The 18,221-nt window shown below is 46.3% G+C and carries 21 protein-coding genes; 13 read left to right on the forward strand and 8 right to left on the reverse strand.

Features of this window, described 5'->3' with window-relative positions:
• Window positions 1-102 precede the first annotated feature (102 nt).
• The gene (locus ABD985_RS03640; protein WP_345369288.1) at window positions 103-261 is read left to right on the forward strand and encodes a hypothetical protein; all 159 of its coding nucleotides are present in this window, start codon (window positions 103-105) and stop codon (window positions 259-261) included.
• 330 nt (window positions 262-591) lie between these two features.
• Window positions 592-858, forward strand: coding sequence for a hypothetical protein (locus tag ABD985_RS03645; protein WP_345369291.1), 267 nt, complete (start codon window positions 592-594; stop codon window positions 856-858).
• 558 nt (window positions 859-1,416) lie between these two features.
• Here ABD985_RS03645 and ABD985_RS03650 read toward each other — a convergent pair.
• Window positions 1,417-1,983 carry a S24 family peptidase gene (locus ABD985_RS03650; protein WP_345369293.1) on the reverse strand — a complete coding sequence of 189 codons (567 nt, stop codon included), beginning with the start codon at window positions 1,981-1,983 and terminating at the stop codon, window positions 1,417-1,419.
• Window positions 1,984-2,175: 192 nt separating this feature from the next.
• On the opposite strand from ABD985_RS03650, the gene ABD985_RS03655 reads away from it, so the two are divergent.
• From ABD985_RS03655 to ABD985_RS03705, 11 genes are all read left to right on the forward strand, one after another.
• Window positions 2,176-2,403: a hypothetical protein gene (locus ABD985_RS03655; RefSeq protein WP_345369294.1), complete on the forward strand. Its 228-nt coding sequence runs from the start codon at window positions 2,176-2,178 to the stop codon at window positions 2,401-2,403.
• A gap of 135 nt (window positions 2,404-2,538) precedes the next feature.
• The gene (locus ABD985_RS03660) at window positions 2,539-4,782 is read left to right on the forward strand and encodes a hypothetical protein (RefSeq protein WP_345369295.1); all 2,244 of its coding nucleotides are present in this window, start codon (window positions 2,539-2,541) and stop codon (window positions 4,780-4,782) included.
• Window positions 4,783-4,975: 193 nt separating this feature from the next.
• Window positions 4,976-5,923 (forward strand): AAA family ATPase, encoded by a 948-nt coding sequence (locus ABD985_RS03665; protein WP_345369296.1) that lies wholly within the window; start codon window positions 4,976-4,978, stop codon window positions 5,921-5,923.
• A 33-nt stretch (window positions 5,924-5,956) separates the two neighbouring features.
• The gene (locus ABD985_RS03670) at window positions 5,957-6,508 is read left to right on the forward strand and encodes a host-nuclease inhibitor Gam family protein (RefSeq protein ID WP_345369297.1); all 552 of its coding nucleotides are present in this window, start codon (window positions 5,957-5,959) and stop codon (window positions 6,506-6,508) included.
• A gap of 23 nt (window positions 6,509-6,531) precedes the next feature.
• Window positions 6,532-6,972 carry a hypothetical protein gene (locus ABD985_RS03675; protein WP_345369299.1) on the forward strand — a complete coding sequence of 147 codons (441 nt, stop codon included), beginning with the start codon at window positions 6,532-6,534 and terminating at the stop codon, window positions 6,970-6,972.
• A gap of 36 nt (window positions 6,973-7,008) precedes the next feature.
• Window positions 7,009-7,470 carry a hypothetical protein gene (locus ABD985_RS03680; RefSeq protein WP_345369300.1) on the forward strand — a complete coding sequence of 154 codons (462 nt, stop codon included), beginning with the start codon at window positions 7,009-7,011 and terminating at the stop codon, window positions 7,468-7,470.
• Window positions 7,471-7,497: 27 nt separating this feature from the next.
• A complete protein-coding gene (locus ABD985_RS03685) occupies window positions 7,498-7,743 on the forward strand; it encodes a hypothetical protein (protein WP_345369302.1) in 246 nt (81 codons plus the stop codon).
• Window positions 7,744-7,808: 65 nt separating this feature from the next.
• Window positions 7,809-8,441, forward strand: a complete 633-nt coding sequence (locus ABD985_RS03690) for a hypothetical protein (protein ID WP_345369304.1) — start codon at window positions 7,809-7,811, stop codon at window positions 8,439-8,441.
• Between the two features lie 23 nt (window positions 8,442-8,464).
• A complete protein-coding gene (locus ABD985_RS03695; RefSeq protein WP_345369306.1) occupies window positions 8,465-9,523 on the forward strand; it encodes a nucleoid-associated protein in 1,059 nt (352 codons plus the stop codon).
• Window positions 9,507-10,247, forward strand: a complete 741-nt coding sequence (locus tag ABD985_RS03700) for a DUF2786 domain-containing protein (protein WP_345369308.1) — start codon at window positions 9,507-9,509, stop codon at window positions 10,245-10,247. The genes ABD985_RS03695 and ABD985_RS03700 overlap by 17 nt, the downstream gene beginning before the upstream one ends.
• Window positions 10,248-10,258: 11 nt before the next feature.
• Window positions 10,259-10,948 (forward strand): DUF1281 family ferredoxin-like fold protein, encoded by a 690-nt coding sequence (locus tag ABD985_RS03705; RefSeq protein ID WP_345369310.1) that lies wholly within the window; start codon window positions 10,259-10,261, stop codon window positions 10,946-10,948.
• A gap of 37 nt (window positions 10,949-10,985) precedes the next feature.
• Here the strand turns inward: ABD985_RS03705 and ABD985_RS03710 are convergent, their stop codons facing one another.
• From ABD985_RS03710 to ABD985_RS03740, 7 genes are all read right to left on the reverse strand, one after another.
• Entirely contained in the window at window positions 10,986-11,423 is a 438-nt protein-coding gene (locus ABD985_RS03710) for a hypothetical protein (RefSeq protein ID WP_345369312.1), read from the reverse strand.
• Window positions 11,424-11,475: 52 nt separating this feature from the next.
• A complete protein-coding gene (locus ABD985_RS03715; protein WP_345369314.1) occupies window positions 11,476-12,162 on the reverse strand; it encodes a hypothetical protein in 687 nt (228 codons plus the stop codon).
• Window positions 12,163-12,180: 18 nt separating this feature from the next.
• The gene (locus tag ABD985_RS03720; protein ID WP_345369316.1) at window positions 12,181-12,414 is read right to left on the reverse strand and encodes a hypothetical protein; all 234 of its coding nucleotides are present in this window, start codon (window positions 12,412-12,414) and stop codon (window positions 12,181-12,183) included.
• A gap of 45 nt (window positions 12,415-12,459) precedes the next feature.
• On the reverse strand, window positions 12,460-13,026 hold the full coding sequence (locus ABD985_RS03725) for a hypothetical protein (protein WP_345369317.1): 567 nt from the start codon (window positions 13,024-13,026) through the stop codon (window positions 12,460-12,462).
• The gene (locus ABD985_RS03730) at window positions 13,026-13,571 is read right to left on the reverse strand and encodes a phage virion morphogenesis family protein (protein ID WP_345369319.1); all 546 of its coding nucleotides are present in this window, start codon (window positions 13,569-13,571) and stop codon (window positions 13,026-13,028) included. Before ABD985_RS03730 ends, ABD985_RS03725 begins: the two co-directional genes overlap by 1 nt.
• Window positions 13,571-15,430 (reverse strand): phage tail tape measure protein, encoded by a 1,860-nt coding sequence (locus tag ABD985_RS03735; protein ID WP_345369321.1) that lies wholly within the window; start codon window positions 15,428-15,430, stop codon window positions 13,571-13,573. Before ABD985_RS03735 ends, ABD985_RS03730 begins: the two co-directional genes overlap by 1 nt.
• Window positions 15,431-15,603: 173 nt before the next feature.
• On the reverse strand, window positions 15,604-18,189 hold the full coding sequence (locus ABD985_RS03740; protein ID WP_345369322.1) for a phage portal protein family protein: 2,586 nt from the start codon (window positions 18,187-18,189) through the stop codon (window positions 15,604-15,606).
• Window positions 18,190-18,221: the final 32 nt, after the last annotated feature.

Consider the following 18,221-nt stretch of genomic DNA (forward strand, 5'->3'; position numbering starts at 1 on the left):
CTTGAGTACTCTCCTCAGGATAATTATGTTTTATCCAAAGATTAACTGAGCGAAAGCTCAGTTACTAAAAAATAAGGCTTATAGAAAAAGTATACTTCCAACATGAATAACACATCCAAGCTCATACTCTTGTTATTGGTTATCGCTGCCGTTTATTCGATTAATGCAATGAAAAAGAATACTCCATCTCCAGCTATGGAAAAAAGCCCACAGGATTATTCCTTGATGATTACAGGGACAGATAAAGCGGTGAGCAGGTAAAAGCGCGATAGGTTCTACCTATAAAAAAATGAGTTATCTCAAATTGATATTTGATGAATATAAGGGGGGTAGTATAAATTGTGACATATAGGTGTAGTTGGTTCATGGAGGTAAAGGTACTAAAAATGTTGGCTCACGATAGCAAGAGAGCTGTTTTCCTTCCAAAAAGAATGTACACCTAATTTTATTTCAAAATGTGCCGCTTGTCGTATCGTGTCGGATGGCGTCGTATTTCTGTCGTTTTTCGGTTGGTTTTGTCGGATTTTGTCGTTTAAAGGGTGTTTAAATGCATATATTAAGGCTTTTAAGAACCTTTTAAACAGTTTTCGTATGATCGATCATTCTCATACCACAGAATACCCTCAGAGCAACTACGAGGAAGTAAGTAACAAGATTGTCCAGCTATACCACGAATGGAAGCAGGAGCACAGAGGACAGCCCCCAACCAGACTGCTCATCAACTACCAGGACTTTAAAGCCATACAAGGAGCGCATGACTATGCCTTTACCTCTTCTATGGGCGTAATACGCAAGTATATGGGCATGAAGATCATCAGAACCTCTGACGTAAAGCCTGGAGAGATGGAGATCCTGTAGTACCCACACCTTATATATATAGGAAAATTTTCCCCACTGCTATATTTATGTAGTGAAGCGAATTATAATTGTTTACGTATTTAGTTAGTGACATAACTAATTGTAAGAGGCCGCCCCCTGGGTGGCTTTTTATTTGCCCTGCTGTATGCACGACTAAAATATCCCACCCAACACCCCTACCGATACCAGAATCAAAGGTCTGAAAAAATTAGTCGTACATAATTGTCCAGAATTAGTCGTGCATCAGCTAATGATAACCTAAGCTTTTTTACGGAATAAGCTCTCTTGTATTAATAATGAAGATATCCAGCGATTAGGTTATCAAAGATTGCCAAAAATAGGTTATCATAATTTACCCTGGCAGAAGCCCGTTGCATAGCTGTTGATTCTAGAGAAGTATAGTGGCGATCGATGGGGTTTGTGTAACGGCTTTTAGGTTATTTATTATCAATAATACAGAATGCACAACCAAAATATTTGCACCGACCTGTCTATTGATACAAAAAACGAAGGTTCGTAAAAATTAGTTGTGCATAATTCACTAAAATTAGTTGTGCATTAGATAAACTTCTTCATACGCACTACCCCCACCACCAGATATACATATCGAATAAGCCTTATTGGGATTTCAAAGTCTTCGTATTCCTTGTTTAGACTTCTCATCAATAGTGTCTCTGGGTTATCACTCTTCTTAATAACCTTACAGAAAGAAGCCTCATCGGTTACAATCACATAGATATTCCCATACATCACATAATCATGGAATGGAAACTGTCGGATAACTGCCAGATCTCCATCGTCAATCACGGGATACATACTATCCCCATTAATGGAAATAGCAACATCTCCTTTCTCAGCAAAAGGAATCTTGATTTGATCCATGATATACTCACTGCCATTTAAAAAGCCAATTCCTGCAGAGGCTTCTATATTATAGACGGGCACTAATACATCATTTTCGTGAGGGTCATTAATGGTTTTAACTTCTTTACGCTCATTTTCCAATAGCATACTTCCCTTACCAGTTAATAACCAAGTAGGATTTAGTTGTGGATATTTATCCACGATTTCTTCAAGCCATTTACTGTGTATTCCAGACTTTTGTCTAATAGCTTTGCTTATCATTCCGCTACTAGCATTAATTTCTTTTTCAAAAGATCTTATACTAATACCTTCATTTTCAATAAACTGAGATAGTCTTTCGATAAACATTATGAAAAAAATTATAGATAATTATCCACGTTTATTTTGAAGTTTGGATATTTATCTTCATTATTGTGATACATAAAGACACACAAAGTATTTCAGTAAAACTTTATGAATCATAAAAATAAGACAATGGAACTAAAAAGTATCACAAAACACCTAAAAAGAGGCGATAAGAAAATCATCGCCCAAATCACAGGAGTATCCAGAAGCACTGTATACCGCACACTAAACGGTGGCTACCCAAACCGCCTGATCTTGGAATGTGCCTCAGCAATCGCCAAGAAGAGACAACAAAACATTGACCTGTCAGTAGAAGAGTTACTGACGGCCAGCTAAAAGCTAAGGAAGCACCTTAACTTTTGCGCTTGAGATTTTGAGCAATTATTCAAAACGGATTTCTCCACTGCGTATCAGGAAGACAGAGCCACCCAAACCGCTTCCGCCAGTGAGAAACCACAAAAGCAAAAGGGTATGGAAGAATACAATAATTTTATACTGGACGAGGAAGGGCTTTGGGTGAGTTGGAATTACCTTGAAAATATTAAGGTTCCATTTCAAAGTATCAATTCCGGATGTAGTAGAAACCGACAAGGTATCATAAAAACATGGGTAAACCGTCCCTCTCTCCAGGACAAGAGAAAGAAGGAAATACTTTACAAAAGCATTCCGGGAAGAACGGCTAAAAAATACAAGCTTCCCGAGGAGCAGCAGCTGATCAGCGACTGGCAAGCATGGCAGGAGCTGGAGGCACAAAGGCTGCTAAAAGAACAGGAAGAAGCACAAAGGGCCTATGACGAGGCGAAGCTTCAGGAACTGCTCAAGTCCTACAGCACGTATGAAGACATGAACTTCTACAAGGCACTGCAGCAGGAATACAAAGGCATTACCGACCGCAAGGCGGTTGAGATGGGAAGGTCTTACACATTATTGAAAATGTGTGCAGACTTTACCGACAAGCAAAAGGTAGCTGATACTTTTCAGGCAATTAATAATATAACCGATTTCCGCAAGGCAATTATTGCGATGATACAACAGGCAAAAGATAGCAATCCACAGGCATTTACCGGGCTGGACATCTCCAACCCCCGTGCTTTCGCCCGCAAGTTCTCCCAGTTTATGGAGACCAAGGAGAGCGACCGCCGCATGCTCCTGGTGCACGGGCAGTACAAGAACCGCCACCGCAAGGGTACGGTCATTGGGCAGGTAGGCATGACAGAGCATGAGATCATCTGGATAGGGTTGTGGGAGAATTATGGTCGTTCTGCCAAATACACAAAGGAAACGGTATACAGTATATATGAGTCCATCTGCGAGGATCGCAAGATGTCGCCCCGTGGATTCACCACCATGAAAGGCTTCTTGAACCGCCTTTCTACACGCATACTTACTGCCCGTGAGCGAGAAGGCTATAAGGCATTCAATGACCACTATAGCCCGTACATTTCCGCTCTGCGCTCCAAGAAATCCTTGTCCATCGTGTCTATGGATGGTGGCGTACTGGGCATCTACTATAAATTCTACAATGAGCGGGGACGTTGCGTTACCCGTAAAAGACTCAACATGGTTTTTCTTTCGGATCACCATACTTCAGCCGTGATCGGTTTTCATATCTCGGATACGGAAACAGGGGATGCTGCACGCCGTGCCGTTAAAATGGCATGGAAGGTTTCTGGCTACCATAGGGGACTGGAGCTGATCCGTGACAACGGTTCTGCCTTCAATAATCACCTGACAAGACAACTGGTAGAGGTGGTTTTTGAGAAAGACTCCCCTATCAAGGTGGGTAACTCACAGCAGAACCCTGCAGAGGGAATGGTGCGTATTATCGAGCAGCGTTTTTCGTCTTACGAGGGATGGGTCGGTGAGAATATCACCAGTCAGGGGACGCTACGTCCCAACCCGGACTACTTCCCAAAGGAGGACAATTTGATGACCCGTGAGGAGGTGATCAGGGCAGTAATTGAGGAGATCGAAGCCTATAATAGTGAGGTGTTGGACTGTGGAAGAAGCCGCATGCAGGCATTCCATGAAGATATCAACCCCCTCTGTGAACAGGTCGATCAGGAAATGGCGTTACGTGCCAACAGACTCCGTTCCAAGCCCGTTAAGGTCAACCGTGGAGAAATCAGTTTTACGGTGGACGGTAAGCAGCGTTTGTATGCGGCAGACAACTTTTACGAGATGGCCAAGTACATCGATGACCGAAACAAGGGTAAGGTAGTGCTCTACTATGATGATGATTGCCCGGAATACATACAGGTCTACAACTACGATCCCAAGCACCCAGACAATCCCGACTATGATCGTTTCATCGAGGACTTTGAGGAGAAAGGCAAAACGGCAAAGGGATGGGCAGAGCAGACGGAAGAAACCAAGGAGAGCCTTGGCAAGCAGATCAAGCGCAGGGACGATATGCGCAAGCAGGTAGAGGAAGAGAATGCAGAAATACAGGAACTGTTTGAGCAAGAAATAGACCTTGGGGAAGTGACCCTTCCATTTACACGGGGCAGAAGAAAGCACAAAGAGTATCAGCAGAGTGCCGAGGCAGCCGCCCTCTCCAGGATGTTTGAAGATAGCCAGCGGGTGGCTGGTGTTCGCATCCCCGACGCTCCTATGGCTCAGGACGATCGGGACCGCCTTGCCGACAGGCAGCGGTCAATACGAGAGCGGAAGCTGCAGATGCTGGATCGAGGCGACCAGGTCGATCTCGATTAGACGGCACACCCTTTTGCTGGTGCAAGCCGGGGGCGATGCCGCCGGCCTGCCCATTACGACAGGCATGAGGATACTGAGGGGTTCGATCCCCCTCCCTGTCACAGCTCAATATCTCAAGGCGTAAAGAGGAAAGGTGATTCTTGGATGGCTCTGGGAAAAACCAATTACAAACCTTTTAAAACGCTTGAATACTATGAACACGATTTCTGAGAAGCAGAAATTTGAGATCAGCGAGGCAATCCGTGACTACATGGACCAAAAGAACGTCTCGCAAAATGCCCTAAGCAAAAGTGCTGGGGTATCGTCAGCCTACATCACCTATATCTTGAAAGGTGAGTGGAACAGCTTTCCAAACTCAGGAGGAAAGGCAGTGGCTATAAAAGATGCTACTTTCAACAAGCTTGCCCTTGCGGTAGGCTATGAGATTCAGCAAAGCTACTGGCAGCATTTTGACACGGAAAACTACAAGGCAATCCGCCTGGCGTGCATGGAAGCCAGGGAGTACAGGGAACCTCGTGGCATTGACGGGTACACGGGAGCAGGAAAGACCTACAGTCTGGAGAGCTACGTGAGAAAGAACCCCAACGAGACCTACTATATCAAGGTGACGGATGATATGTCCGTAAAGGATGTGATCGAGGAGCTGGGCAGAAAGGTAGGCGTATCGGTGGGGGGAAGCCGTTACAAGCTGCGTCGGGAGATTTGCCGCAAGGTGATGAACATGGATAAGCCCCTGATCATTATCGACGAGGCAGAAAACCTGAGGGACGGTTCCTGGGGAGCACTGAAGGCGATCTACGATGACTTGGAGCACCGTGCCGGTATTGTACTGGCAGGCATGAATATCCAGCAGGATATCACCCGCAAGGCAGGACGCATGAAGAAGCATTTCCCACAGATCGAACGCCGTTTCGAGGGAACATGGACCTTCATGAATGACATGACACTGGAAGATGTGTCTATGGTATGCAGAGGATTAGGCATCACGGTCAATAGCGTGAAGAACTGGTTGTTCAAGAATACACGCAATTTTGGCAGCCTTTCCCGAGTAGTCAAAGGAGCATTGAAATACAGCAAGGAGACGGGGGAGCCGATGGACGGCCACCTGCTCAACTCTCTGTATCCTCAATATATTCGATAGTTTATTTTATTAATACTTAACTTAAAAACGATTATGGTGAAACGAAGAGCAACAAATACCGTTTCGGCATTGCCCTCTAAAGAGGAGGCTGTTGCACAGCATCAGAAATATGCAGAGGCATATTACGAATTGAAAGCACAAGAGGCAGAAATGGAGCAGCGACTGGCGGCGATCCGTGAGGAGTACTCCCCTCGCTTTACCCAGCTGAAGGCAGCAATGGATGCATCTGGAAAAGTAGTACAGGTATGGGCAGAGGCAAACAAACACAACTTCGACTTGGTAAGGACTGAGAGCTGGGCGCATGCGGCTGTAGGGTTCCGTACCCATCCCCCAAAAGTATCGGTCATCAGGGGTCGCAAGGATGATGACGGCAAGGCATGGACCATGAAGAAGGCACTCGAGAGTATCGTCAGCCACGATGATGCCGCCTATTTCTCCAGGGAAGTCAAGCTGAACAAGTCAGCAATCCTGGAGGGCTACCGAGACAATCCGGCAAAGATTCAGGAGGACATTGCCGTCTACGGACTGGAGATCAAGCAGGATGAGGCATTCTTTATCGAAGTGAAAGAAGAGGACATCTCATGACCACCGGACAGATCAAAACTTTCATGGCCCTGAGCAAAAGCTTGGGGCTAGACAAGGAAGCACAGGAAGACTTGATCTGGCAGTATTCGGGAGAAGAGACTACCAGCAAGAGGGAGTTGCCTGAGGAGCAGGCATGGCAAATGCTGAAAACGATGCAGAATCAGGCAAACACCTGGGGAAAGAGCGAGCGTAAGATGAGAGCCAAATGCATACGTATAGCACTGGAGATAGGGTTTGCGAAGGATGAGCGGCAGGAGCAAGTGAACTGGCCCAAGCTGAACGGCTGGTTCAAGAAGTATTCCTACCTGCGCAAGGCCTTCAATGCCTATCGCAATACCGGGGAATTGGTAGGATTGGTGAATCAATTCGAAATGATGCGTGACAATATCGAGAGAGCGAAAGTCAACAAGGAGCTGGACAGTGTCTTGGTGACATTGGGCATCTCCAAAGCGTCAAAAGGGTAATTCCCAATACTATTTATCGTAAACAATTAATTAAAAATGAAAGAGCTAACATTAAAAATCAGTGAGGGTTTAAACATCACATTTTTTCAAGGGGATTCTGAGGAGGAACATTTCCTGATCTCAAACAAGGAACTGGCAAGGGTACTGGACATCAAGAAACCGATGGTACGCACGATCAAGCACCGCAACCAGGACAAGATCTTTGAGGGAGAAGACTGGACACAGACCCGCATCCCTACGGAGCAAGGCTTTCAGCAGGCAACCCTTTGGACCAGGAACGGGGCAATCAAGATTTCACAGATTGTCAACTCGCCACAATCCAAGAGAGTAAAGAAATGGCTGGAGCAGTACCGCTTCGTACAGGATACTGAGCAAGTGCCGATACCGAAGGATATTGTCATGGACCTGTACCATACCCTTCTAAAGTCTAACGATCTGGAACCGGAAATCCGACAAGAGTTCTTGGAGCACCTGGACAAGCTCCGCAAGTTTTTTTAATACCATACCTAATAAAGAGTTTAAGCGATGATTAAAAACAAGTTTTTCATTGGACAAAAAGTATTCGTAGTCGTAGCTGATATGGTTTTCAAAGGGGAAATCAACAACATTTCGCTCTTTGAAGCGGCTGATGAAGACCAACAGGCAGAATTGGGCTACACGGTAGGATACTGCCATGGCCCAGAAACCAGATACGTGTCAGAATCTTGCATTTATGGCACTATTGAGGAAGCGATCAAGGTGATGCCCCAGATATTCGGGCAAGCATCCTAAGTTTATACGGCCTCCTCGATTGCTCGGGGAGGCTTATTTTATACCCTTTTTTACTCTTACGCTTTATGAGAACAAGTATGGAATACCTGATACAGCAGTACAGCAATTTTAATCTGGAAATCTTGATTCAAACACCTGAAATTAAGGTGTATCAATTTTCAGGAGAGAATCCAGAAAGTCATTTCACAGACAGCCAGAAGTGGATATTGGAGCGAAACAGGCTTATAGTAACAGGAGACCACTGTGGTCACGTTTACCACTTTGAAGGGGTGAAAAATGTAACACTCAAGGATATAGCAGGACTGGAAGTTAAAGACTTGTTCAGTGCCTGGGAATCTCAACCTGTTCATTTTTTAAGTCTATTGCAAGATGATATCCTTATGTACAGAGGTATAGAGCATTTGGAATCAAATGGAGTGGTAAGCTTCTCAGATGAAGAAGAAGTTGATTTATCTCTAGTGGAAATGTGGTTTAAATGTATTGATGCTTTGATGGAGAAGTACCCATTAGAGTTTCACGAATTTGAACTGAAAGCAATTGCCCACATATCTGATGATTGGAGAGTCTATCAAATATTATCTGATAAAAGGTATAAGGTTGTATTCGGATGGAATCATGATGAATGGGACTTTCCAACGCAACAGCATTATGCGGCAATAAAAGCAGCTGTAAATAGTCATGCAGCATTATTAATTTAATCACCCTTTAATTACTGTTTAAAATGATCGACCTAAGTAACGTTAAGTTAGAAAAGATCACCATGCACCAGGTAGGTAGTAAAATCAACGAAGAGAAGTTGATCCTATCAGAGCAAGAGATCTTTGTAGGGACAGAAGATGAGAAATACCTTCTGTCGTATCTTTTAAAGCCTTTCAAGGATGGAAAGAAGTACCATTTCTCCGATGGAGACGGTGGTAAGAATTTCACGTACAACGAGATGTACCAGCTATGCGAAAGCATTTTTGAGAACACGGAAGAACGTTTTCAGGTACAGTCCCAGGAAGTGGCAAAACACCTGTACAGAAGCCAGACGCACCCCAGAATCAAGGGAGGAGACCTTTATGTAGCTTACCTGAAAGACTGTATTGTTGACGGGGGCGTAGTGGATGCAATCGGGTTATTCAAGACCGAAAAGAAGGAAGTCGTACTACAGACAAAGCATGTGTCTGACTCCTTTAGTGTGACGAATGCCACAGGAGCACCAATCAAGCGACTGGATAAGGGCTGTCTGATTATCAAGGCAGAGAAGGAAAAGGGCTATAAGATCGTAGTAAAGGAAGAAACTAGAAAGGCCATAGAGGCTTTGTACTTCAAGGAAGCTTTCCTGAAACTAAGACCCCGTGAAGATAGCTACTACTACACGGAGCTTCACCTAAAATTTAGCCAACGCTTTATTGAGGACATCTTCAATGAGGATCACGGGGTAGACCGATGCGACCAGATCGATCTGCAGAAACGCATCATAAAGTATTTTGGGGAAAGGGAATATTTCAATGCCATAGAGTTTGAGCATGAGGTACTGGAGGAGCCGGCAGTGATCAGCGCATGGATGGACGGCATGGAGAGTTTTGAGGAAACCTACGAGGTGATGCTGAAACCGGAATTCACGATCAATCCCACAGCGGTAAAACGCTCTATCAAGGATTTCAAGTCAGAAATAAAGCTTGATGGCAACAAGATCAAGATTACCGTCAACGGCAACCAGCATAACCTGGAGCATGGTTATGATCATGAAAAAGGACTCAAATACTATATCTGCTATTATGAAGAAGAAGCCTAATAACCCCGTAATCGGTAAGATCAAGAAGCTGCTCGCCCTCTCCAAGAGCACGGAGCAGCATGAGGCAGCACTGGCACTCCAACGCTGCAGGGAGCTAATGGATAAGCATGGCATACAGATGGATGACCTGCAGGTGCTGGATATAGAGGAGCAGATTACCGAGAAGGGCATGAAGTCCAGAAAGCCCAACCAGTATTCGGTACATCTTGCCAATATGATCGCCCAGCTTTTCCAGTGCGGAGTATACTGGCAAACGAAGATTCAGTACGGGCTATATGATGACAAGCCTATTTACCATGTCTATCCCGTCTTTTACGGCAAAGACCCGTACTACTCGATTTGCTGCTATACCTTTGATGTGCTGTATAAGAAGTTGACCAAAGCCCGAAATGATTATAAGAGCAATAGTAAGGCAAAAAGAGCACGTAAAACAGCCATGAAAGACAGCTTTGCACTGGGTTGGGTAACGGGAGTTTACCAAAACATCCATCACCTTATTCCTAAGCGGGTGGTACACTCTGCAGAGGAAACCGGATTGGTAGAAGTTGATCCTCTTGAGGTCTATATCAGACAAAAAGAGTTTGACCACTTCAACCCTCGAAAAATCAAGAGGAACCACAGAGCCGAGGGTGACGGATACCGGGAAGGGGTTAAGGAGCAGGTGCAGAAGCCGGTAGGTGCCAACTCTTCAGAAAGCCTTAAAATAAGATCGTACAATTCATAAACCTGAAACAAATGCCAAACAATATCACAAATAGATTAGAGATAAAAGGAACAGACGATCAACTGTCTGAAGTACTGGAAGCGATCAATGGTGAACAAGGTATCATTGATTTCAATAAGATTATCAGAATGCCTGAGTCACTATTTATAGATGAGGAGTCTTACTCAATGAATATTCAAGATGTACTTTTTGGAAATGATCAATTGAGTTTAAAACTCATTTTAGTAACACAAAGGGTGCTTACTGATATGGATGAGCAAAGTAGAAAGAAGTATGTGGAGATTGCCCTAACTAGACAATCCAACCAAGAAAAGTATGGGCATGCATCTTGGTATGAGTGGTCAAAAGAACATTGGGGAACAAAGTGGAATGCTTACAACCAGTATCTTGTAGATGGGCAGGACAATGCTATCTATTTCGAAACCGCCTGGATTAGCCCCTACAAGGTGATAGCCCAACTTTCAAAAATGTATCCAGAAGTTGAGTTCGAGGTCAAGTATGTGGATGAATGCCCTGGTGAGTACTCAGGAATCTATGCTTACAAGAATGGAGAGGAGGTCAAACAAATTGATCTGAGGGGTAAAGAAGAAGAAAGTTACGAGCTCTTTTTTGAAATACACCCTAATTGCAGGAAGGATTATAGAAAGCTGAAAGACGGCACGTATGAGTGGATTGTTGAGGAAGATGATGTAGAAGATTAATAAAAAGCCCCTTACCTAACTTGGTAAGGGGCTTTCTTTATTTCAAGAGATCATTGAGATCTATTCCTCTTACGCTTTCTACGGCGATAAAGTCCTCAATTTTATCAACAGCCTTGATCACCCTATTGAATACTTGCTTGTAGGTGATATTGGAATTGACAGCGATGGATACTACCCTCCTTTTGCTGTTCAATAAGTCATCCTCAAGATAAAAGGTAACGCTCATCTTATACTGGGCGTTTGCTGGCGTCCTTTTCACTTTCCTGACCGTATTAATAGGTACGTGCATACTGCAATACGAATAGGAAGCTTCCATTGCCAAAACATTTCCACGGTATTCCAATCCACCACATTCTTTATCGGTCCAGAACTCATAGGACTTGTCAAGGCTCTTTGAGTATTGCACAAAGTCATCATACAGATCACTCACGGCGGCAAATAAGGAGGATATAAATATTAGCTTATCGTTATTCATGTTTTGTATTCTTTTATAAGGTGTCTATAAAAAAGCCCTCCATATAGGGGGCTTATGATTGTTCCTGAATCTTCTTGACCATATACTGCTGTCGATAACGGCGGTATTGCTCTTCCTGGTTACTCTTCTTCTTTCGACTCTCCTCCGAAACATGGTAGGCAGACTTACCAGACTTAAACTGCCGGTAGATGTCTATCATCTCACCTTCCAGCGGCTTAAAGCCACTTTTATGCTCATTATTGGTATTCACCTGGGAAGTAACCGAGTGGGGTGTGCGTTCTTCTACATCGTACCGCTCCAGCCATTCCGATACCGTATCCAGTCCTATGCGGTTGTAGAGCTTGCCATACTTGCCCTGCTTTACATTGCGAAAGCAGTACAGCACCTCTTCTATACTCATATAATAATACTTGGACTGTATCATATAGATGATATCAAGATAATGTTCAGGGGTGTCGGGCTTGTTCTTGATATTGTATGCATTCAGTACGGACTCCAGTGCCTTGTGCAAAAGTGCCTTGGAGATTGCCGGGTCTTCCTTTCGGATCTTGGCAATGGACACGCCTTGCTTAGCTTCTATTAGCTTGAGTTCGTACTGCATTTCGATGACCTGGGTGAGGTTGCCATCGAGGAGCGCCACATGCAGGGGGGAAGTCTGCAAGTGTAAAGACAAGGAAGCCTGCGGCTTTTTAGGGGCGGCAGGCTTCTTGTTCTGCGGAGATTTGATCATATATGCCATATACAAGTATAAGTAGTTTTAAGCATGTTTCAAAAAGCGACGTCTTTGGGCATTACTGAGCTGCTCCTTGCTGATCAGCTTCAGTGACAGGATACGCTTGATCGAACGCTCCTTGATATAAAACTCCTGCTCCAGTTCCTCAAATACATCATCAATACGCTTGCGCTCGATATTGTACTTGTGGTAAAACTGTTCCTGTATGGCATGGTATCTCAGTTGGTAATTGATTGTTCTACTTGATAGTGCATTCATATGAAAAAGGGGTTTTAGTACCTAAAATTAGCCATATTTCCTCATTTATCCCACATCATCCACGATAAAACCTGTCTCTTCTTTGGGGGCGTAAGGTTCTAGGGGCTTACGGGTAACGACTACATCATCCATAGTCTCCTCCACATAATCACTTAATAGATGAGTGCTGCTGTCAGTTACTTCACATTGGTATGTCGTGGCATAGGCATAGAATCCTGCAGCTACCGGTACGTCTCCACTTCTAAGGCGTTTCAATGATGTGAAACAAACACCTTTTAGCCCCTGTAAATATTTGTGTACCTGGCTATGATAGGCAAGTACCTTTTCCGCTTCCTGCAGGGTGCTGCTCCCATAGGCGGCGCTGGCACTACTCTGCAGGACGATGACGGTTTCTATGATAGCCGTTCCTTTCTGCACATTGCCGGGGGTGGTGCTCCAGTCTACCGTAGAGCTGTAAAAGACGGCGGGCAACGGGAAGATCTCATGCAGTTCCGGCTGCAGGTACTGTCCCTTGTCCAGGTCTACATGTTTTACTGCAGGAAACCCTGCGGCGTTAAACTTTGCGGAAACACTGTTTAAACGCTCTTTAATCGCTGTGAAAATGGGTAACATTATTTGCTTGCTTTAATGATTCTGTGAATAATCATGCGCTCGATACGTCGGTCCAATACTTTACTGCCTCCCATATATTGACGTTTGGGAATGTTGACATGCAAGGTTCTGGAGTGCGCTTTTACCTGCTGGGGTAAGAAGCCCCTTACTTCCCCATTGGAAAGGGTTCGGGTATGTGCCTTTCTCCTGAAGGACTTTACCCGCTGCTTTACGGGTCCACGATACCCCTCATTATGCACCTCGGCATAAGGGATATTGACCGATCCTACCACCACCCGCTTACTGCTCTTGCTGATCACCCGTATCGACCGCTTCAATGCACCGGACTGTACCAGGATTGCCTTGCCCCGGTTATTCTGTTTTGTCCAGGTGTTTTGCTTGCGGGGTTTCCATGGCTCTGTGCCGGTATCCACCCAGTTTTGGTGTCGGAAACGCTCCTTGTAGAAGTTGGTGGCCGTCTGCCCTACAATCGTAGGAACCTGACGAGCCACCTTATCCATATTGTTTAGGGAGTTCAAGACTCCCTGTATTCCTTTGATATCCATTATCCGTAAGCTCTTGTGTAATCGTTAAGGGTACGTGCTATCATGTCCTGCCATTCGCTCATAAAGTCCTCGGCAGTTCTGCCTTGGCTGGCATCCTGATAAAGGTTGATATCACCCGTCTGCTTCATATCGGCATTGATAATGATGTTCCTTGCCGCCTTGGCTCCCTGACCAATCGAGGTACTGGAGGAGGTAGTACTGCCATCTCCTGCAGGCAGTGTGCCGGTAGATAGGTACTGTGCCGTCTTGGTGGTCACTGCCGCTGCAGGCTTCTTGATCTCCTCCTGTACGCCCATGGCAGCCTTTCGGCGCTGCACATAGCCCTCGGAGAAGATGTCCGACAGTTGTGACTTGATGCTATTGTAGGACTGTTTTGCCTCTGAAAAATCCCCCCTCAAGGCATGGTTGATCCCCTTGAAGGCAGTTTGCGCCACCTTGGAAAGCGCTTCAAAGCGTATCGTCACCTCGTCAAACAACTCCTTGATCGTATTGCTAATGGAGTCTTTCTCATCCAACCCGAACAGGTCGTGCAGGAATGAGCGTGCGCCCGTTACCTCATACACCCAGTGGAAAAACTCTGTGACCTTCTTGCCAAGCCAGCCAAAGAGCCTGCGCAAGCCAATCACGGCAGAGCTTACCAGGGTAATTGCATTCAGGATGCCGTCCCAGGTGTATTTAAGACCTGCAAGTACGACCTTAATCGCTATAAAAGCGGGCATAAGGTTGGTTTTGAGAATATCCCACACCCAAAAAAGGTTCTCCTTGATGTAGGTGATCGCCTTTCCCACCGTATCATAAAACACGATCTTGGCTTTCATTCCCAGTACCTCAAAGTAGGAGGTTAGCCCGTTGACATCATCGGAAAACGCCTGCACCTTCAGGGAGAGCTGCTTTTCAAGTCCCAACCGTTCCTTCTGCTTCTTGATATAAGGGTCCTGCAGGTCCACCATATTACTCATGCTCAGTTCTGCCTTGGAGAGTCCCAGAAGCCACGTTTTCCCGGCGTCTTCGCCTGCTGCTCCAAATATGTTCGCTATGGCGGTTTGCTGTACCTGCTTGTCCACCTTGCCCAGTTGCTCGGAAACCATACGCACCGCATCCATGGTGGATAGTGTACCGGTCTTCAGTCCGGTTTGCAGCTTGGCAACATTCAGGCCCAGTCCCGTGACCGCCTCAGCCGTAGCCTTGGGCATTTCCTGCAGTCGGATATTCGCCTCTTTCAGGGAGTCAATCGCCTTGTCCTGGTATACCCCTTCCTTGAATGCCTTGGTGAGCAGCCCCATGGTTTGGTCTGCATTCAGTCCAACGGCTTTCATTTGCACGGAATACTCTTTCACCTGGTCAATGTCGAGTGCGCCATTGGTAGCGATCATGGCATTTTCAATCAGGTTAAATGCTTCCTTATGGGATACCCCCAGTTCCCTGACCATGGCATTGCCGGCATCGATAATCTCCCGGCGGCCTACCTCATACCTGTTCTCCAGGGCTTGCACGTTGGCGGTCGCCTCCTTGAGTGCATCCCCGGTAAGGCCCATGGTGGCCCGTACATCCATTTGTACCTTCTTGACCTCCTTGCTCAGGTCAGAGAGGTGTGATCCCAGCTTAAACACAGCCAGCCCCAAGGCGACGGCGGCAGCCGCTGCAAGGGCATACGGATTGGAGAGCAGTTCAATGGCGGAGGCAAAGCCCGGTATTTGGTCTTTCATCGCACCAAATGCCTTCTGGTGGCTCTCCTTCAGGTCGGCAAGCTTGCCCTTTACCTTGCCTACGGTGTCACCCACGGCAGAGCGTGCCTTCTTCAGGCCGCTACTCAATCGGTCTTTCAGTTCAAGGATGACCTGTACCCTGTTCTTTGACATAATGCATCTTTTTACAGTGAATTTCGTATCTTTATATGGTTGCTACAGTCCGGCAATAATGGCGCAACACTTAGCGGTACGTGACGCCAGGAATACCGGTGCGGCTATCCCCTGAGGATAGATTAACCCGAGGACGGGCAACTGGACCCGCTTAGGGTCTCCTTCTGGAGACCTTATTTTTTTGCCGACAGCAAAGGAATACCGACCCTGATTTCCTTATCAATGCTGCGTTGCTGGCTATAGGCTGGATACCAGGTTCCAATCGACAAGCCCTTTTTCTCATCATACTTCACCTCCACCACCATCACCGTATCCTGGTAAAGCTTCAGGTAGCGGTAGTTGAACAGCACACCTTTATTATAGGGCTGTACCCAAAGCTCATCGGGTTTTGACAGTACCTCAGGGATGAGCGAAAACAGTTGATGCCGTTTTTGTGGCTCCTTGAAATACTTCTTGCTGTCTTTTCCCTTTGGGTCCATATGTGCTTCAAAGGCTTTTTTGGTCAGCTTGATCACCCTTCCCTGGTAATCCTTGAAAGGCATTTCCTTCATATCCTTACCTTCCTTGAATAGGTCAAGGGCATTCTTTTCCGTGACAGCAGTATCCCACGGGATGTTTTTACGCTTCTTTCTCAGGTCAGCATAGGGCTTTAGCCTTAGCGTACTGGCGTCCACTCCCTTGACACTCTTGGCAATATCCCAGTCCTTCAGATAGCGTTCATTGGCAGAGAACACCTCCTGCTGATCGGCGTAGTTCACATCGAACCTTCCTTTCTTCAGGCGATCATATTCCTCACTGCCCAGCTCCCGGATAATGTCCGTTCCCTTGGAAACCTTGGGCGGTGTGCCTCCCAGATAGGTGATAATCTCACAACGGCAACCCCACCCATTGGGCGGCAAGAACTTGCGCCAACTGGTGTCATCTTTCAGGAAGACCATGCCGTCCAGCTTGGCGTGTTTCTCCCTTACCCGGTTGTCTCCTACCGTTTGGTATTGTACATAGGGGAATGCTTCCTTTTCCTCCTTCTCAAAGAATTGATGATAGGCGGCGGCATTTTGCCCGACGGCTCTTGCACGGTTGTACTCGGTACGCAGCCAGTTACGGTTGTACTCCTCCAGAAGATGCTCTGCCTCTGCTTCGAACTGTTGCAAGGTCTTGATCGTGCCATCCTCATTGACCAAAAGGTTGTTCAATTCCATCAGTGCCGCATTGCTCTTGGCAAAAGAGAAATGAAAGATATTCATCTCCATAGCCGTCAGTTCACGGTGATCAATGGCATTATACACGTTCTCTACCGCTGTCAGTCGCTTACTCCAGCCTTCCTGCAGTCCTTCAAAAAGGATACGGGCAAGCTCTGCGCCCATCTGCCACACAGGAGCTTCACCACCACCTGCCACCTTATCGATCATCCCTTTCTCCAGGGCTTTCAATAATCGGCTGGTTTGCATGGCTTCAATCTCCCCACAGCAAGGCGCTGGGTAGTCCGGCTTCTGAATCATGGCTATGATCCCCGGGGACTGAGCAGAAGCGACAGGCTCAGTCCCCTTATTAAAATTTACCGGCTTCCTTCCCTCAATAGGGATATTAAAGGTGTCGCTAATCCATTCGTCCGGAATATCGTGCGTCTCCAGAAGCTTCTGCACAATCTCCCATTGCTTGTCCTTGCCCAGCTTCTCTGTATTGTCCCATTGGAAGGTGTAACCCTCCGATAGAATGCCGTGCTGCACCAGTAGCGGTAAAAGCTGGGTATTGATGATTTCCGCTACAAAATGCCCATCACTGGCCATGATACGCCCTTGCATGCGTTCATGCACTTCAGACTGGGACTTGCTGGAGCCGTTGTCAGAAAGCATCGTTACGGAGTTAATCGCCTTGCTGACCTCGGAATTGGCACGGTCCACCATCTTGTCAAAGATGCGGTAAGCGTCTGGCGTATTGCCTCCCTCGATCTTCACCTCTGTACCGAGTGGGAACACGCCATAGGCAGCACTGCCCATCTCACGCAGCATCTCCTCAATCTGGTCGATCTCCTTTTCATCCTTGCTATTGGTGGTCGCATGGCGAAACGGGATACCGAAGATATCGGAGTATTCCGCCCAGGCTTGCAAGCTGTTGCGCTTCCAGATGATATGGGGAGCTACCTTATTGAGGAGTCCCAGTCCATAAGGAGACCTGACCTCAATGACCCACGGCTTGTATGCCGATTCGCTGTAATCGATATAGCTCCTGCGATCTTCTGACAGGTAGATACGTTTCTTTCTGCAATCCGTGTTTTCCCTGGGGATCTCCTGAATGCCGGTAATCATGCCGTCGGCAATGCCTTCAATCTCCAGCACCACATCCCCATCAAAAAGGGTATCGAGCAGCAGCTTCATAAACTTTCGGATAACAGGGTGTTGCAACAGCTTCGTAGCATCCTCGTCTTTTTGCCCATCCCTGGACAGGTAGAAACGGCGTGAAAGGGTGGACTCCTGACGCAGCTGCAGCTGGGCATGCAGGTGTGTATCCAACTTGATTTCCTCGTAAAGATGGATCAAGGCGGTGCGGTCGCTTTGCTCAGGATACTCGGCTTGCTGCAGGGCATCCCGCCACTTGCGGATATCCTTGCGGGAGCGATCCCTGTAACCTTGCTGTAACTTGGCAAGTACCGACTTGTTGTTCTTGCGCTCAAAGCCATTTTGCCCGCCTGCGGCAATGACCTTGTAATTTCCCTTCTGACGGCTTCTACTCCTTTTGTGGTATGATTTATTGCTTTTCATATGATCGTCGATTCTGAGCGAATTTAAACAGT

The organism is Algivirga pacifica (genome assembly GCF_039543525.1).
Taxonomy (GTDB): domain Bacteria; phylum Bacteroidota; class Bacteroidia; order Cytophagales; family Flammeovirgaceae; genus Algivirga; species Algivirga pacifica.

Coding starts and splice junctions, on each gene's coding strand:
- ABD985_RS03640 (WP_345369288.1), top strand. CDS start 103: ATGAATAACACATCCAAGCTCATACTCTTGTTATTGGTTATCGCTGCC.
- ABD985_RS03645 (WP_345369291.1), top strand. CDS start 592: ATGATCGATCATTCTCATACCACAGAATACCCTCAGAGCAACTACGAG.
- ABD985_RS03650 (WP_345369293.1), bottom strand. CDS start 1,983: ATGATAAGCAAAGCTATTAGACAAAAGTCTGGAATACACAGTAAATGG.
- ABD985_RS03655 (WP_345369294.1), top strand. CDS start 2,176: ATGAATCATAAAAATAAGACAATGGAACTAAAAAGTATCACAAAACAC.
- ABD985_RS03660 (WP_345369295.1), top strand. CDS start 2,539: ATGGAAGAATACAATAATTTTATACTGGACGAGGAAGGGCTTTGGGTG.
- ABD985_RS03665 (WP_345369296.1), top strand. CDS start 4,976: ATGAACACGATTTCTGAGAAGCAGAAATTTGAGATCAGCGAGGCAATC.
- ABD985_RS03670 (WP_345369297.1), top strand. CDS start 5,957: ATGGTGAAACGAAGAGCAACAAATACCGTTTCGGCATTGCCCTCTAAA.
- ABD985_RS03675 (WP_345369299.1), top strand. CDS start 6,532: ATGGCCCTGAGCAAAAGCTTGGGGCTAGACAAGGAAGCACAGGAAGAC.
- ABD985_RS03680 (WP_345369300.1), top strand. CDS start 7,009: ATGAAAGAGCTAACATTAAAAATCAGTGAGGGTTTAAACATCACATTT.
- ABD985_RS03685 (WP_345369302.1), top strand. CDS start 7,498: ATGATTAAAAACAAGTTTTTCATTGGACAAAAAGTATTCGTAGTCGTA.
- ABD985_RS03690 (WP_345369304.1), top strand. CDS start 7,809: ATGAGAACAAGTATGGAATACCTGATACAGCAGTACAGCAATTTTAAT.
- ABD985_RS03695 (WP_345369306.1), top strand. CDS start 8,465: ATGATCGACCTAAGTAACGTTAAGTTAGAAAAGATCACCATGCACCAG.
- ABD985_RS03700 (WP_345369308.1), top strand. CDS start 9,507: ATGAAGAAGAAGCCTAATAACCCCGTAATCGGTAAGATCAAGAAGCTG.
- ABD985_RS03705 (WP_345369310.1), top strand. CDS start 10,259: ATGCCAAACAATATCACAAATAGATTAGAGATAAAAGGAACAGACGAT.
- ABD985_RS03710 (WP_345369312.1), bottom strand. CDS start 11,423: ATGAATAACGATAAGCTAATATTTATATCCTCCTTATTTGCCGCCGTG.
- ABD985_RS03715 (WP_345369314.1), bottom strand. CDS start 12,162: ATGGCATATATGATCAAATCTCCGCAGAACAAGAAGCCTGCCGCCCCT.
- ABD985_RS03720 (WP_345369316.1), bottom strand. CDS start 12,414: ATGAATGCACTATCAAGTAGAACAATCAATTACCAACTGAGATACCAT.
- ABD985_RS03725 (WP_345369317.1), bottom strand. CDS start 13,026: ATGTTACCCATTTTCACAGCGATTAAAGAGCGTTTAAACAGTGTTTCC.
- ABD985_RS03730 (WP_345369319.1), bottom strand. CDS start 13,571: ATGGATATCAAAGGAATACAGGGAGTCTTGAACTCCCTAAACAATATG.
- ABD985_RS03735 (WP_345369321.1), bottom strand. CDS start 15,430: ATGTCAAAGAACAGGGTACAGGTCATCCTTGAACTGAAAGACCGATTG.
- ABD985_RS03740 (WP_345369322.1), bottom strand. CDS start 18,189: ATGAAAAGCAATAAATCATACCACAAAAGGAGTAGAAGCCGTCAGAAG.